9 protein-coding genes are annotated in these 13,311 nt (G+C 63.9%); 2 read left to right on the top strand and 7 right to left on the bottom strand.

Going from position 1 to position 13,311, the window contains the following annotated elements:
- Positions 1-61: 61 nt before the first annotated feature.
- On the bottom strand, positions 62-2,083 hold the full coding sequence (locus BMY22_RS03505) for a TonB-dependent receptor (protein WP_090619609.1): 2,022 nt from the start codon (positions 2,081-2,083) through the stop codon (positions 62-64).
- Positions 2,084-2,254: 171 nt separating this feature from the next.
- Here BMY22_RS03505 and lon point away from each other — a divergent pair, with 171 nt between their 5' ends.
- On the top strand, positions 2,255-4,657 hold the full coding sequence (lon, locus tag BMY22_RS03500) for an endopeptidase La (RefSeq protein WP_090619608.1): 2,403 nt from the start codon (positions 2,255-2,257) through the stop codon (positions 4,655-4,657).
- 82 nt (positions 4,658-4,739) lie between these two features.
- On the opposite strand, the gene BMY22_RS03495 is transcribed toward lon, so the two are convergent.
- Positions 4,740-6,182: an ArnT family glycosyltransferase gene (locus BMY22_RS03495; RefSeq protein ID WP_090619606.1), complete on the bottom strand. Its 1,443-nt coding sequence runs from the start codon at positions 6,180-6,182 to the stop codon at positions 4,740-4,742.
- Between the two features lie 266 nt (positions 6,183-6,448).
- Between BMY22_RS03495 and BMY22_RS03490 the strand changes: the two genes are divergently transcribed.
- Positions 6,449-7,393 (top strand): SdiA-regulated domain-containing protein, encoded by a 945-nt coding sequence (locus BMY22_RS03490; RefSeq protein ID WP_090619605.1) that lies wholly within the window; start codon positions 6,449-6,451, stop codon positions 7,391-7,393.
- A gap of 82 nt (positions 7,394-7,475) precedes the next feature.
- Here BMY22_RS03490 and BMY22_RS03485 read toward each other — a convergent pair whose 3' ends face one another.
- The 5 genes from BMY22_RS03485 to BMY22_RS03465 form a co-directional block, all read right to left on the bottom strand.
- Positions 7,476-8,411, bottom strand: coding sequence for a helix-turn-helix transcriptional regulator (locus tag BMY22_RS03485; RefSeq protein WP_090619603.1), 936 nt, complete (start codon positions 8,409-8,411; stop codon positions 7,476-7,478).
- Positions 8,412-8,819: 408 nt separating this feature from the next.
- The gene (locus tag BMY22_RS03480) at positions 8,820-9,776 is read right to left on the bottom strand and encodes a 2-hydroxyacid dehydrogenase (protein ID WP_090619602.1); all 957 of its coding nucleotides are present in this window, start codon (positions 9,774-9,776) and stop codon (positions 8,820-8,822) included.
- Positions 9,777-9,812: 36 nt separating this feature from the next.
- On the bottom strand, positions 9,813-10,577 hold the full coding sequence (locus BMY22_RS03475; RefSeq protein ID WP_090619600.1) for an SDR family oxidoreductase: 765 nt from the start codon (positions 10,575-10,577) through the stop codon (positions 9,813-9,815).
- A gap of 32 nt (positions 10,578-10,609) precedes the next feature.
- A complete protein-coding gene (locus BMY22_RS03470; RefSeq protein ID WP_090619665.1) occupies positions 10,610-11,311 on the bottom strand; it encodes a fumarylacetoacetate hydrolase family protein in 702 nt (233 codons plus the stop codon).
- A 274-nt stretch (positions 11,312-11,585) separates the two neighbouring features.
- Entirely contained in the window at positions 11,586-12,929 is a 1,344-nt protein-coding gene (locus tag BMY22_RS03465; RefSeq protein WP_090619598.1) for an MFS transporter, read from the bottom strand.
- Positions 12,930-13,311 lie beyond the last annotated feature (382 nt).

The following is a 13,311-nucleotide window of genomic DNA, read 5'->3' as shown; positions in this document are numbered from 1 at the left end:
CTCCTTTTGCCTGAGTCGGATTAGACGATAGCAAGTGGCAGGCTGGCCAGTCGCCCAGGGCTCAGAAGGTCATCCGCACCCCCAGGGTCAGGTTGCGCCCCGGCTGCACGACGTCGTCCTTGATGAAGGAGCTGTGGTCGCGGGCCTTCTCGTCCAGCAGATTGTCGCCCTTGAGGTAGACCTGATAGTCGGCATGGCGGAGCAGGCCGTGATGGGTGAGGCTGGCGCCCAGCATGCTGTAGCCGGAGGTTTCGGTCTCGAAATCGGCCAGCCGGTGCTGATGGTCGACCCGATAGAACTCCAGCTGGCCGTCGAGACGGGACGCGAAGGCATGGTCGAAGCGCACGCCGAGACGCCCGGCGGGAATCCGCGGCAGGTCGCCGCCGCCATCGAGCAGCTTGCCGCGTACCTGGTCGCCGAACAGGGTCACGGCCGTGGCGTCGCTGGCCTGGAAGCGCACCTCGCCCTCGACCCCGGTGAACAGCGCGTCCTCCTGGCGGTATTCGATCTCCCGGTAGCCGGAGCCGATGTCGCGGCCGGTGTCGGCGGCGTAGATGTAGTCGTCCACCTGGTTGCGGTACAGAGTGAGGCTGAAGGTGGTGCGCCCGGCGAACTTGCGCAGGGTCAGTTCGAGGTTCTGCGAGGTTTCCTCGTCCAGTTCGGGATCGCCCAGCTCGACGGTGCGGGTCGCCGCGTGCGGACCGTCGGCATACAGCTCCTCGGCGCTCGGCAGGCGCTGCGAGCGGCTCAGCGAAAAGCCGAGCGAGTACTCGGGGGCGAAGCTCCACACCGCGCCGGCGGAAAACGAGGTGCCGCGGTGGTCCGTGTCCGGCCGGCCCTCGGCCTCGATGTCCTGCCACTCGTGGCGCAGGCCCACCTCATAGCGCCAGGCGCCGGCGGTGTATTCCTCGAGCAGGAACAGCGCGTGGTTGCGGGTGATGGTCGGCGGCACGTAGGCCTCCTCGCCGGTGGCCTCGAAGTCGCGGCGCAGGCTCTGCCCGCCGAGCACGCCGTGCCAGCCGAACAGCGGCTGGTGGGTCAGTTCCAGGCGGGCGTCGCTGGCGTCGTTGTCGAAGCGGGTGTCGACCTTGCCGCCCTCGATTTCCTCGTGGCGGTAGTCGCTGTGGGCGACGCGCAGGCGCGCCCGCTCGAAGCCGGGCAGCGGATCGGCCAGTTCGCCGCGCAGGTCCCAGCGATACTGGCGCAGATCCACGTAGGGCACGCCCTCCTCCGCGTGCTCGTCGTGCTCCTCGCCTTCGTGCTCGTCCTCGTGCTCGTCGCCGCAATGCCAGGCGGCCGGCCCGTCGAGATGGCACTCGGCATGCTGGTGGCCGAGCAGCCCGTAGCGGTTGTTCTGCTCGCTGTAGGCCGCGCCGAGGTAGCCGCGCTCGCCGATATAGCTGGCGCCCAGGCTGAAGGTGTCGGTGTCGTTGTAGGAGCCCTCCTGCTTGCTCGGCGAGCCGTGGATCTCGTAGTCGTCGGCCTGGCGCTTGACCCCCTCCACCCGCACCGCGAGGTTGCCGCTGCCGGCGGTGATGCCGAAGACCCCCGAGCCCTCGTTGGCCACGCTGTTGGCACGCAGCTCCAGCTCGCCCTCGTAGCCCTTCTCCGGGACGGCGGTGGGCACCTTCTTGTCGATCGTGTTGACCACCCCGCCGATCGCGCCGCCGCCGTAGAGCAGGGTCGCCGGCCCCTTCAGCACCTCGATGCGCTCGGCCAGCAGCGGCTCGCTGCTCACCGCGTGGTCCGGGCTGACGCTCGAGGCGTCGAGCGTGTCCACGCCGTCGCTCAGCATCTTCACCCGCGCGCCCTGCTGGCCGCGGATCAGCGGCCGCCCGACGCCCGCGCCGAAGCTCGCCGAACGCACGCCGGGCAGCCCTTCCAGGGTCTCGCCGAGGGTCGCCTCGCGGCGCAGGATCAGCGCGTCGCCTTCCAGCACCTCCGCCGGGGTGGTCATTTCGTGGGGCTTCTTGGCCAGGGCGCTGGCACTGACCACAGTGGACTCCAGCTCCAGCGGCTCGCTCGCCCAGACAGCCGGGACCAGGCTCAGTCCGAAGGTCCAGGCGAGGGGATGGCGCTTCATGTGTGTCTCCAGGGTACGGATGGCGGAAGGGCGGGCAGGAGCCGGGCCGCGTCGGGGCGGAAAAATAACATGTTATATCATAACAATTAACCCCCCGACGCCCCGCTCCACGGATTGAAAAAACCGTCGCGATCCCCATCTAGTGCGCAAAGTTGCCAGACCAGGTGAGTCATGAACGACCAGGAAATCGCACCCGAGATCGTCGAGGAAGAAACCTCGGCCAACAGTCTCGCCCTGCCCGACCAGACCCTGCCCGACCAGGTGTACGTCATCCCGATCCACAACCGCCCGTTCTTCCCGGCCCAGGTGCTGCCGGTGGTGGTCAATCCCGAGCCCTGGGCGGAAACCCTCAAGCGCGTGGGCAAGACCCCCCACCACAGCCTGGCATTGTTCTACATGGACCCGCCGCCGGAGGACGCCGAGGATTTCGATCCGGACAAGCTGCCCGAGCACGGCACCCTGGTGCGCATCCACCACGCCAGCCAGGAGGGCGGCAAGCTGCAGTTCGTCGCCCAGGGCCTGGCGCGGGTACGCATCCGCGGCTGGCTGAGCCGCAAGCCGCCCTACCTGGCCGAAGTCGACTACCCGAAGAGCGCCCAGGACCCGCGCGACGAGGTCAAGGCCTACGGCATGGCGCTGATCAACGCGATCAAGGAACTGCTGCCGCTCAACCCGCTGTACAGCGAGGAGCTGAAGAACTACCTGAACCGCTTCAGCCCCAACGACCCCTCGCCGCTGAGCGACTTCGCCGCCGCGCTGACCACCGCGCCGGGCAACGAGCTGCAGGAGGTGCTGGACACCGTGCCGGTGCTCAAGCGCATGGAGAAGGTCCTGCCGCTGCTGCGCAAGGAGGTCGAGGTCGCGCGCCTGCAGAGCGAACTGTCCGCCGAGGTCAACCGCAAGATCGGCGAGCACCAGCGCGAGTTCTTCCTCAAGGAGCAGCTGAAGATCATCCAGCGCGAGCTGGGCATCACCAAGGACGACCGGAGCGCCGACGCCGACGAGTTCCGCGCCCGCCTGGAAGGCAAGACGGTGCCCGCGGCGGCGCGCAAGCGCATCGACGAGGAACTCAACAAGCTGTCGATCCTCGAGACCGGCTCGCCGGAATACGCGGTCACCCGCAACTACCTGGACTGGGCGACCAGCATCCCGTGGGGCGTCTACGGCAAGGACCGCCTCGACCTGGCCCACGCCCGCAAGGTGCTCGACCAGCACCACGCCGGGATGGACGACATCAAGGCGCGGATCATCGAGTTCCTCGCCGTCGGCGCCTTCAAGGGCGAGATCGCCGGCTCCATCGTGCTGCTGGTCGGCCCGCCCGGCGTCGGCAAGACCAGCGTCGGCAAGTCGATCGCCGAATCGCTCGGCCGGCCGTTCTACCGCTTCAGCGTCGGCGGCATGCGCGACGAGGCGGAGATCAAGGGCCACCGCCGCACCTACATCGGCGCCCTGCCGGGGAAACTCGTCCAGGCGCTGAAGGAGGTCGAGGTGATGAACCCGGTGATCATGCTCGACGAGATCGACAAGCTCGGCGCCAGCCATCAGGGCGACCCGGCCTCGGCGCTCCTGGAAACCCTCGATCCCGAGCAGAACGCGGAGTTCCTCGACCACTACCTGGACCTGCGCCTGGACCTCTCCAAGGTGCTGTTCGTCTGCACGGCGAACACCCTGGACTCGATTCCCGGCCCCTTGCTCGACCGCATGGAGGTGATCCGCCTGTCCGGCTACATCGCCGAGGAGAAGTTCGCCATCGCCAAGCGCCACCTGTGGCCGCGCCAGCTGGAGAAGGCCGGGGTGCCGAAGAAGCGCCTGAGCATCGGCGACGCCGCGCTCAAGGCGGTGATCGAGGGCTACGCCCGCGAGGCCGGCGTGCGCCAGCTGGAGAAGCAGCTCGGCAAGATCGTGCGCAAGGCGGTGGTCCGGCTGCTGGAAGCCCCCGACGCCACGCTGAAGATCGGGCCGAAGGATCTCGAGGACTACCTGGGCATGGCGCCGTTTCGCAAGGAGCAGCATCTGGCGGGCGTCGGTATCGTCACCGGGCTGGCCTGGACCAGTCTGGGCGGCGCCACCCTGCCGATCGAGGCGACGCGCATCCACACCCTCAACCGCGGCTTCAAGCTGACCGGCAAGCTCGGCGAGGTGATGAAAGAATCGGCGGAGATCGCCTACAGCTACGTCAGCTCGCACCTCAAGCAGTACAAGGGCGACCCGGGCTTCTTCGACCAGGCCTTCGTCCACCTGCACGTTCCGGAAGGCGCCACCCCCAAGGACGGCCCGAGCGCCGGCATTAGCATGGCCAGCGCCCTGCTCTCCCTGGCGCGCAACCAGGCGCCGAAGCAGGACGTGGCGATGACCGGCGAGCTGACCCTCACCGGCCAGGTGCTGGCCATCGGCGGGGTGCGCGAGAAAGTGATCGCCGCCCGCCGGCAGAAGCTCTTCGAGCTGATCCTGCCGGAAGCCAACCGCGGCGACTTCGAGGAGCTGCCGGACTACCTCAAGGAAGGCCTCACCGTGCACTTCGCCAAACGCTTCGCCGACGTGGCCAAGGTGCTGTTTCCCCAGGACCGGGCCTGATCGATCCGCGCGGGCGCCCCCGCCCGCCACCTCCCGTTTCCCGCGCTCCCCAGACCCCAGCGGGCCGGGGATGAGCGTTTCTCTACCCGGGTTGGGCTGGCGGGGTGCTCCGGCAGGTCGGGCCCAGGCGAATCAGCAGCGCGGTTTTCTTGCGCTTGAGGTAGGGCGCGAAGCGCGTCTGGGTGCAGTTCGCCAGCCAGTCCAGCTTCTTCGGCAGCGGCTCCCGGACGAACAGCAAGGCGTCTTCGCCGGCATGCTTCGCCACGGCGTCCGCCTTCAGCGCCGCCACCGTGCGGCCGGCGTAATACACCAGACGCATGTCCGGGGTACCGAGGCTGTAAAGCGGCCGGCCGGGGTAGTCGAGCAGCGCCTGCTCGATCTCGGGTAGCGCCTGCAGGCGGTAGGCGAACACCCGCGCCTCGAAGAAGGCGTAGAAACCGACGAAGGCCAGCAACAGCAGCGGCGGCAGCCAGGTCATCAGCTCGCGCCGCCACCCCTGCAGCGAATCGCGCACGCCGCTCCAGTGCCAGGCCAGCAGCAGCGCGACGGCCGGGTAGGCCGGCAACAGGTATTTGCCGTGCTTGTCGGTGAACAGGGAAAACACCAGCAGCGGCAGCAGCACGCTGCAGGCCAGCAACTGCAGCTCGGCACGTGCGCGGATCTGCTGCCAGAGCTGCCGCGGCCGCACCAGCAGCACCAGCCAGAACGGCGCGAAATCGCCGGCCAGGTAGATCAGGTAGGCATACCACGGCTCGCCACCCTGCAGGCCGCCGACCTTGGCCACGATGTCTTGGTGGAGAATCGAGGACCACACGTCCCAGCCCAGGCGCAGGCTCACGACCAGGTACCAGGTGCCCCCGATCAGCAGCGCGAGCAGCCAGCCGGGGACGTCGCGCAGATAGGCGCCTGCCCGCGGCTGGCGGAGCGCGGCGAACGCCAGCAGGGGCGCGGCGACGAACAACAGGCTGACCGGCCCCTTGCTCAGCAGGCACAGGCCGATCAGGCCGAAGCTGAGCCACACCCTGCTCCGGCCGCCCTGGCCGAACAGGTAGGGCCAGGCGACCAGCAGGGACAACAGGCTCAGCCCGGTCAGGGTCATCTCGATTTCCGCACGCCGGGCGAACATGCTGAAGCCGGTATTGGCTGCCAGAATGATCGCCGCATACAGGCCGACCCGCCGCCCGCCCAGGCGCTTGCCCAGCACATAGACGACCGCGCACGAGGAAAACGCGAACAGTGCCGAAGGCAGGCGCAGCGCCCACTCCGTCGCGGCGCCGAGCAGTTGCGTCGGCAGCAGCGTCAGCCAGTTGAACAACGGCGGCTTGGCCAGATAGCGCTCGCCGTTCATGTACGGCAGCAGCCACTGACCGCTCTCGTACATTTCGCGGGTCGCCACGGCGCGGCGTGCCTCGTTCACGCTGAGCAAGGGGATATCGCCCAGCCCCCAGAAACACAACAGGGCCACCAGCCCCAGGACGGCAACCGCGAGCAGCGTGCCCTCGGCTTCATCGGCGCGGAAGTTCATCTTTTCGACGGTCTCGGGAAATGGTCAATCTGGCGTCCTTGCACAGCGCTGGCGGGGTGATACGGATAGCCTCCAGCGCAACGTTGCATCCTGAAACGACGCCGCGGCCCGCCGGCGCGCTCCGGAAAGTACCGAAGCGTATTCGGGGTCATCCACTCGGGGCGGCCGGCCGATCCGCGGGTGCCTCGACGGCAAGGCTTACCCCACGGCGACAGCATTCCCCGCCTAGACTCTCCAGCATTGCCCCCACGACAAGGACGATCAGGATGACCGTCGTTAGCAAAAGCCTGCTCGGGCGCTTGCCCGGCCGGCGCAACAAAGTATGGACGTTGTTGGGCCTGACCATGCTGCTGGTTTACCCGACGCTGACGCTGCATCTGCACGAGCGCCTGTACTTCTGGTTGAAGACCGCCTCGTCCGCACCCCCCTCGGAAGTGCGCAGTCTGCGCTTGTCGGAATACCGGGTACGGGTCGAGGCGCGGCCGGTGGCAGGGGTCACCCGGAACCTTTCCGGGCTGAGCTACGACGACGACCGCCAGCAGCTCTGGGCGGTGATCAACACGCCACCGGAGCTGCTCGCCATGAGCACGCGGGGCGACGTGCTGGCGCGCTATCCGCTGAACGGCTTCCAGGACGTCGAGGCCGTGGCCTATCTCGGCGACGACCTGCTGGTGCTGGCCGACGAGCGCCGCCAGGAGCTTGTCGCCGTGCCGCTGCCGAGCCTGCCCGGTCCCCTGCGGCGCGCCGACTATCGGGCGCTGACCCTCGACATCGACAATCCGAAGCGGAAAAACCATGGCCTCGAGGGGCTCGGCTACGACCGCGCGGGCGACCGCCTGTTCGTGGTCAAGGAGAAGTCGCCGCGCCGGCTGTACGAGATCCGCGGCTTCAAGGCCAACCTGCGCGGAGACCCCAACCTGACGGTGATCGACCGCGACGCCTGGGTTCGCAACAAGAACTTCGCCGCCGACCTGTCCTCCGTGGAGTTCGACGAGCGTACCGGTCACCTGGTCCTGCTCAGCGACAAATCCAAACTGATGATGGAACTGGACCAGGACGGCAATCTGGTCAGCTATCGCTCGCTGTGGGGCGTTTTTGCCGGGCTGAAGCAGAGCGTGCCGCAGGGCGAGGGGGTGACCTTCGACGGGGACGGCAATCTCTATCTGGTCAGCGAGCCGAACCTGTTTTACGTCTTCAGTCGCGGGGACTGAAGACTGCTGGGGGCCGGGGACGCTGCCGGCGTTTGGCGGCCGGCAACGCTGCCGGCCCCTGCGGATCCGTTCAAATCCGGCCTCATGGATCTTTCCGGAAAATTTCCGGCGCCCACTCAGGCTCCGCCTGTCGCCTGAATTGTCCAGGCGGCAGCCCATGCGCATGCCGGAACCGTCGAGAAAAATAAGCCTCATCGGCGAATCCACACAGCCGTGCAATTTCACCCACGGGCCTGGTTCCATTGAGCAACAGCGTCCGGGCCAGATGCATTCTACGTTCCAGCACCAGTTCGCTGAATGTCTTCCCGGTTTCCTTGCGCAACCAGTGGGTCAGGTAGTTCGGAGAGAGAAAAGCGGCCGACGCGGCCTTTTTCAAACTCAGCTCCGGATCGCTCAGGTTTTGCCGCACGTACTCCGACATTCTGGCCAAGGCATCTCGCCGGCTTTTTTGTGGGGCGTTGTCCTCCGCCAAGGCTTTGATGGGCGCCCCGAATAGCTCGCAGACCGTGCCTATCAGTTGCAGAAGACACCCTTTGATGATCTCGCGGGTACCGAACCGACGACGCTGGTCAAGCTCCTGCATCCGCACGAGCAACCGGCAAACTTCGTCGAAGTCCGGTGCTTCGAGGATGAAATCCAAGTGCTCTTGAAACCGAAAGGGCGATAGCTCCGGTGCCAGAGCGATGTACACGTCTTCCAGGTCCAGGGGATCGCATTGCAACTGCGGCAACAGGAATGTCTGCGAGAAATTGATCAGCAGAAAATTACCGTCCAGTGGATGCGGTATGAAATGGAGCCTGTGGGGGAGAATGAATGCGAGGCTATTCCGAGGAAAGGGACGTACCACGCCGCCTATATGCTGAACCGTATCGCTCCCCAGATTGACCTGTATCTGAAAATACTCATGGCGGTGCGGACCCGTCTCGGCGCTATGGGCGGCCTTGTCTCGAATATGGAAATCCGGTCGATCGCAGCGTTGCTGCATGCCGTAGGTGGGCACTCGAGCTAGTGAATCCATGGAAGCGTCCTTGTTCTCGCAACATCGTCAGCCGGTCGAGGATAGCGACCGAGTCGCCCGATCTATCACAGTCCCCCCGAGCGATCCACCGAAACCTCCCGGAAAGCTCAATGAGGTGGAACTTGAAAAGATCCGCAGGAGCCGGCGACGCTGTCTGTCGCCCAGCGAAAACCGCACCCGGCATGCAGCCCCGCCACCTCTTGCAGGCCACGCTTGCCGAGGCAGTCCCCACTCGATGCCCCGAGGGCGGCGGCAGCCGCCCATCCACGCAAGGGCTGCCCGCGTTGCCGGAAGCGGCTGCTCGACGCACCCGCGGCGAGAGTACGTCGACCGCGTGCGCAATCCCGACCTGTGCCGGATCGGCGAGCAGCCGCTAGTCGAACGGCCGCCGCAGCGCCCTTGCCGGTATCAAGAGCACACGCATCCTGTCGGCGTCTTACCGGCAAACGTATCCGCCAGGCTCGCCAGCACCATTTCGCCCATACGCGTGCGGGTTTGCACCGTGGCACTGGCCCGATGCGGCTGAAGCACCACGGAGTCCAGGTCGAAAAGGCCCGCAGGCACATTGGGCTCGTCGACGAACACATCCAGCCCTGCGCCGGCAATAGAGCCCGCCGCGAGCGCTGCGACCAGGTCGGCTTCGTTGACCAGACGGCCGCGCGCCACGTTCACCAGGTAACCATGCTCTCCCAGCGCCTCCAGCACTTGGGCATCGACGATGCCCTCCGCCTTGTCGGCCGCGGCGGCCAAGACCAGGGCATCGCTTTGCCGGGCCAGTTCGGTCAGGTCGGACACAAAGGCATAGGGTACGTCCGTCATGGGATGCAGATCGGTGTAGCTGACGGGACATCCGAACGCGGCGGCTCGCGTCGCTACCGCCCGCCCGACCCGGCCAAGACCGACGATCCCGATCCGCATCCCGCTGAACTGCCGAGCCAGCGGCAGCGGAGCAAGTGGCGAAGGGCTTTGCGGCCACTGGCCGGAGCGCACATAGCGATCGCTCGTGCACAGGCCACGGCATGCGGCAATCAGCAGGCCGATGGCAAGATCGGCAACGTCTTCGGTCAGGGCGCCAATAGTGGCGGTGACGTGAATGCCTCGGTCTCGCGCATAGGCCAGGTCCACTGCATCGGTTCCCACGCCGTTCACCGCGACAACCTCCAGGGCCGGCAGCTGCGCCATCAGTGCCTGGGTGATGCCGGTATGCCCACCGGTGACAACACCGCGAATATGGGCGCCGTGCTCGCGTATATAAGCGGCCTTGTCGGACTGCTGATAGTAAGGACGCACGGTATAAAGATCGTGCAGTTTCGCGTTGATCTCCGGGATTAATATGGGGCTCAACTGTAGCACTTCAGGTTTCATGGCAGACTCGCTCAACTCGGGGTTAAAGACTCGATATCAACCGCGTCCAACAAACGGCATGTTGGTGGCCATCACCGTCATGTTCAGCACGTTCGCCGACAAGGGAAGAGCGGCGATATAGCGCACTGCATCGGCTACGTGCTTCACATCCAGCATGGGCTCGACGGCAATTTGCCCATTGGCCTGAAGCACGCCCTTCGTCATGCGCACGGAAAGTTCGGTCAGTGCATTACCGATGTCTATTTGACTGCAAGCGATGTTGAATTCGCGGCCATCGAGCGCGAGGCTCTTGGTCAGCCCCAGCACGGCATGTTTACTGGCTGCGTAAGGAGCGCTGAAGGGGCGTGGCGTGTGCGCGGAAATAGATCCGTTGTTAATGATTCTTCCCCCCTGCGGCACTTGTCTGCGCATTAAGCCGAAAGCACCACGGCTGCACAGAAACACGCCCGTCAGGTTCGTATCGATCACGTTCAGCCATTGATCGACAGCCAGTTCATCGATTGGCACGGCTGGCGTATTCACGCCGGCATTGTTGAACATGACGTCCAACCGGCCGTACACCTCGGCGATCGTCGAGAACAGCGCATCGACGCTGGCCGGATCGCGGACGTCAGTAGGGACGGCCAGCGCCTCGCGACCTTCAGTTCGGGCAGCCTCGACGAGCGCCTGGAGCGGCTCCGGCCGCCGCCCTGCCAACACGACCTTATAGCCATCGGCGAGCAACCCGAGGGCGACCGCGCGGCCGATGCCGCTGCCGGCACCGGTCACCAGGGCAATTTTCGAAAGTGAATTGTTAGACATTGTGCTTTCTCCTGCTTTCTCGCTTGTATGAATCAACTGTTCCGGCGATTACCCACAACGACTTCGAATTGACCAATACCGACGATGCCCCCGCTGATCGCATCGCCGGGCTGCAAAGCCCCCACACCCGGGGGAGTGCCGGTCATGATCAGATCGCCGGCCCGCAGGGTCACAGAACGGGAGAGTTGACTGATCACCTCGGCGACCGACCAGATCTGACTCTCGAGGTCGGAGCGCTGCCGCTCCGCACCATTGACGTGCAACCAGACCGCGCCTTGGGTGGGATGCCCCGAACGACTTGCCGGGACGATGGGGGTGATCGGTGCGGAACCATCGAAAGCCTTGGCGGGCTCCCAAGGGTGCCCGGCGGCTTTGGCCGCCATTTGCATATCGCGGCGAGTAAGGTCCATGCCGGCGGCGTACCCCCAGACATGTTCCAGCGCATGCTCTTCGGATATGTCAAAACCACCCTTGCCTATCGCGACAACCAGTTCGATTTCGTGGCAAAACTCCTCGGTCAAAGGCGGAAATGCCAACTCACCCGCGGCGTCGATGACCGAGGTGGCGGGTTTCATGAAAAAAACCGGCACTTCCCTTTTGGTATTCGGAGCGTCTCCCCAATGATAATTACGACCGAGACAGAACACTCTCGATACAGGAAAACGCTCATGACTCTTGTCCACAGGCAAGCTGGGTACGATAGTGGGTTCGAACACGTAGTTGATCATTTTTATTCCTCGCTTGCGCTCGTTTACGGACAGTATGCGAATGACAGCGTACGGGATAACCCGAGACCACAGTTGGACAAAACCATGCTTCGACTGGAGTAAACAACGCGAATCCAATCCTGGAAAAGGCGTGCCAAAGCACGCCTCACACCCATGGTATGAAAGCCAATCCAGCAGCATGCCGGTTATTGAGAAGACGCTTAAATGAAAGTCTGAAAATCCGTCAAACTCGCTAAAGATCCGACCCCACAGCAGATCAGCTCTTAGGCCGAACCAATAATCAATGGGTCTTCAATTGGATGCGATACAGCCGCCCCAGCAACAGCGAGTAGGATAATGTCCCCATCAAGGCCACCCCGCCGATAAACCAGAACGCCCATGCAAAGGACCCGGTGGCCTGCACGATCGCACCGATCACGATGGGGGTAACGATGCCGCCTATATTGGCCGCCAGGCTGGTGACGCCGCCAGTCAGTCCAATCAACTCCTTGGGAGCGACCTCGGATACCGCGGCCCATGACGACGAGGCGATACCCTGAGCAAAGAAAGCGCAGGTCAGCAAGGCAATACAAACGGTGTTGGAGTCGGTAAAGTTGACCAACACAATCGACATTCCCAACATCGACCCGACCACCAAAGGAAGTTTCCTGGCAAACGACAAAGAATATCCGCGACGGATCAAACCATCCGAAACAATTCCCGCCAGGAGAATACCTACCGTAGCGCCGACAAACGGAAGCACCGCAAAAATCCCGGCCTTGACCATGGTCAAATGACGCTCTTCGATCAGGTAGGTGGGAAACCAGGTCAGGAAAAAATAGAGTGCGGAAGTGCTGGCAAACTTACCGATACAGATGGCCCAAACCTGCCGATAGCGGAACAGCTCCGCTATTTGCCGCCAGTTGAACTTGGTGCGCTCCTGGCTGCTTTTGACCAGACCACCGCCGTCCTCGATATACTTAAGCTCTTGCTTGCTGACTTTCTTGCAGGACATCGGATCGCGGTACAAATAGAGCCATACGATGCCGAACAAGATCCCCACTACGCCCGTACTGTAGAAGATATGACGCCAATCATAGGTATTGGCCAGCCAGAGCAGCGCGCCGGAAAAGAGTGCCGTTCCCAAGTATTGACCGCAGACATAGACGCTACTGGCCAATCCCCGCTCTCGGGCCGGAAACCAGACGGTCACCGCCCGGCTGTTGGCCGGAAACGCGGGCGCTTCCATCGCACCAACAGCGAGACGCAAACCCAGCAGGGATGCAAAACCGCCGGCCAGACCCTGGCACACCGTTACCGCGGACCAGGAAATCAGCGACACGCCATAGGTGAAACGCGACCCGAATCGGTCGGCGATAAAACCTGCCGGCACCAAGGCGAAGGCATAAGTCCACGCAAATGCCGAAAAAATGAGCCCCATCTCGACCTTATCCAGGCCCAGATCTTTCGCCATGAAGGGCGCCGCGATGGAGATGTTCACACGGTCTACGTAGTTGATGATGGTTGCTATCAGCAACAGCGACAAGATGAACCACCGGCGGCGGCTAGGCAGCCGAGTTGGCGCTGCTGCCGCAGGAGCGGACATATCGACATCGAGAGCATGGATTTCAGGATTGCTCGACATGAGACTTCCTCATTGTTCTTATTTGGTATCGAGTTGTGGATACGCTGTTCAGAGCCGATATCGGGCCTTTGCGACGCCTGTGACTCATTTGAGTCGTCAGCGCGCACTGGACAGTCAGCGATGACTGAAGACAGCGAAACAGCGTCAGCACACGGCCTATCGGTCGCTGGCAACCTTTGGCTGGCTCGCCCCGAGGGCCGATACGCACGAACCGAGCGTGGCGATGCACAAAGACGCTGAAGGAGGGTGGAAACGGGTAGGAACGGCCACTGGATTGGGGATCATCGCATGCACACCTTCTAGTTATTTTTGATAGGTATCTGGTTAAAACGCACCCCAAAGTTATCGTACAACATCAGAAAGACAAGGTTGTTTTTATAAC

It is taken from the genome of Azotobacter beijerinckii, from assembly GCF_900110885.1.
Lineage (GTDB): Bacteria > Pseudomonadota > Gammaproteobacteria > Pseudomonadales > Pseudomonadaceae > Azotobacter > Azotobacter beijerinckii.
Note: the sequence above shows the minus strand (reverse complement) of the source record. Positions and strands in the feature narration are given on the sequence as shown.

Coding starts and splice junctions, on each gene's coding strand:
- BMY22_RS03485 (WP_090619603.1), bottom strand. CDS start 8,411: ATGGATTCACTAGCTCGAGTGCCCACCTACGGCATGCAGCAACGCTGC.
- BMY22_RS03465 (WP_090619598.1), bottom strand. CDS start 12,929: ATGTCGAGCAATCCTGAAATCCATGCTCTCGATGTCGATATGTCCGCT.
- BMY22_RS03480 (WP_090619602.1), bottom strand. CDS start 9,776: ATGAAACCTGAAGTGCTACAGTTGAGCCCCATATTAATCCCGGAGATC.
- BMY22_RS03505 (WP_090619609.1), bottom strand. CDS start 2,083: ATGAAGCGCCATCCCCTCGCCTGGACCTTCGGACTGAGCCTGGTCCCG.
- BMY22_RS03495 (WP_090619606.1), bottom strand. CDS start 6,182: ATGAACTTCCGCGCCGATGAAGCCGAGGGCACGCTGCTCGCGGTTGCC.
- BMY22_RS03475 (WP_090619600.1), bottom strand. CDS start 10,577: ATGTCTAACAATTCACTTTCGAAAATTGCCCTGGTGACCGGTGCCGGC.
- lon (WP_090619608.1), top strand. CDS start 2,255: ATGAACGACCAGGAAATCGCACCCGAGATCGTCGAGGAAGAAACCTCG.
- BMY22_RS03490 (WP_090619605.1), top strand. CDS start 6,449: ATGACCGTCGTTAGCAAAAGCCTGCTCGGGCGCTTGCCCGGCCGGCGC.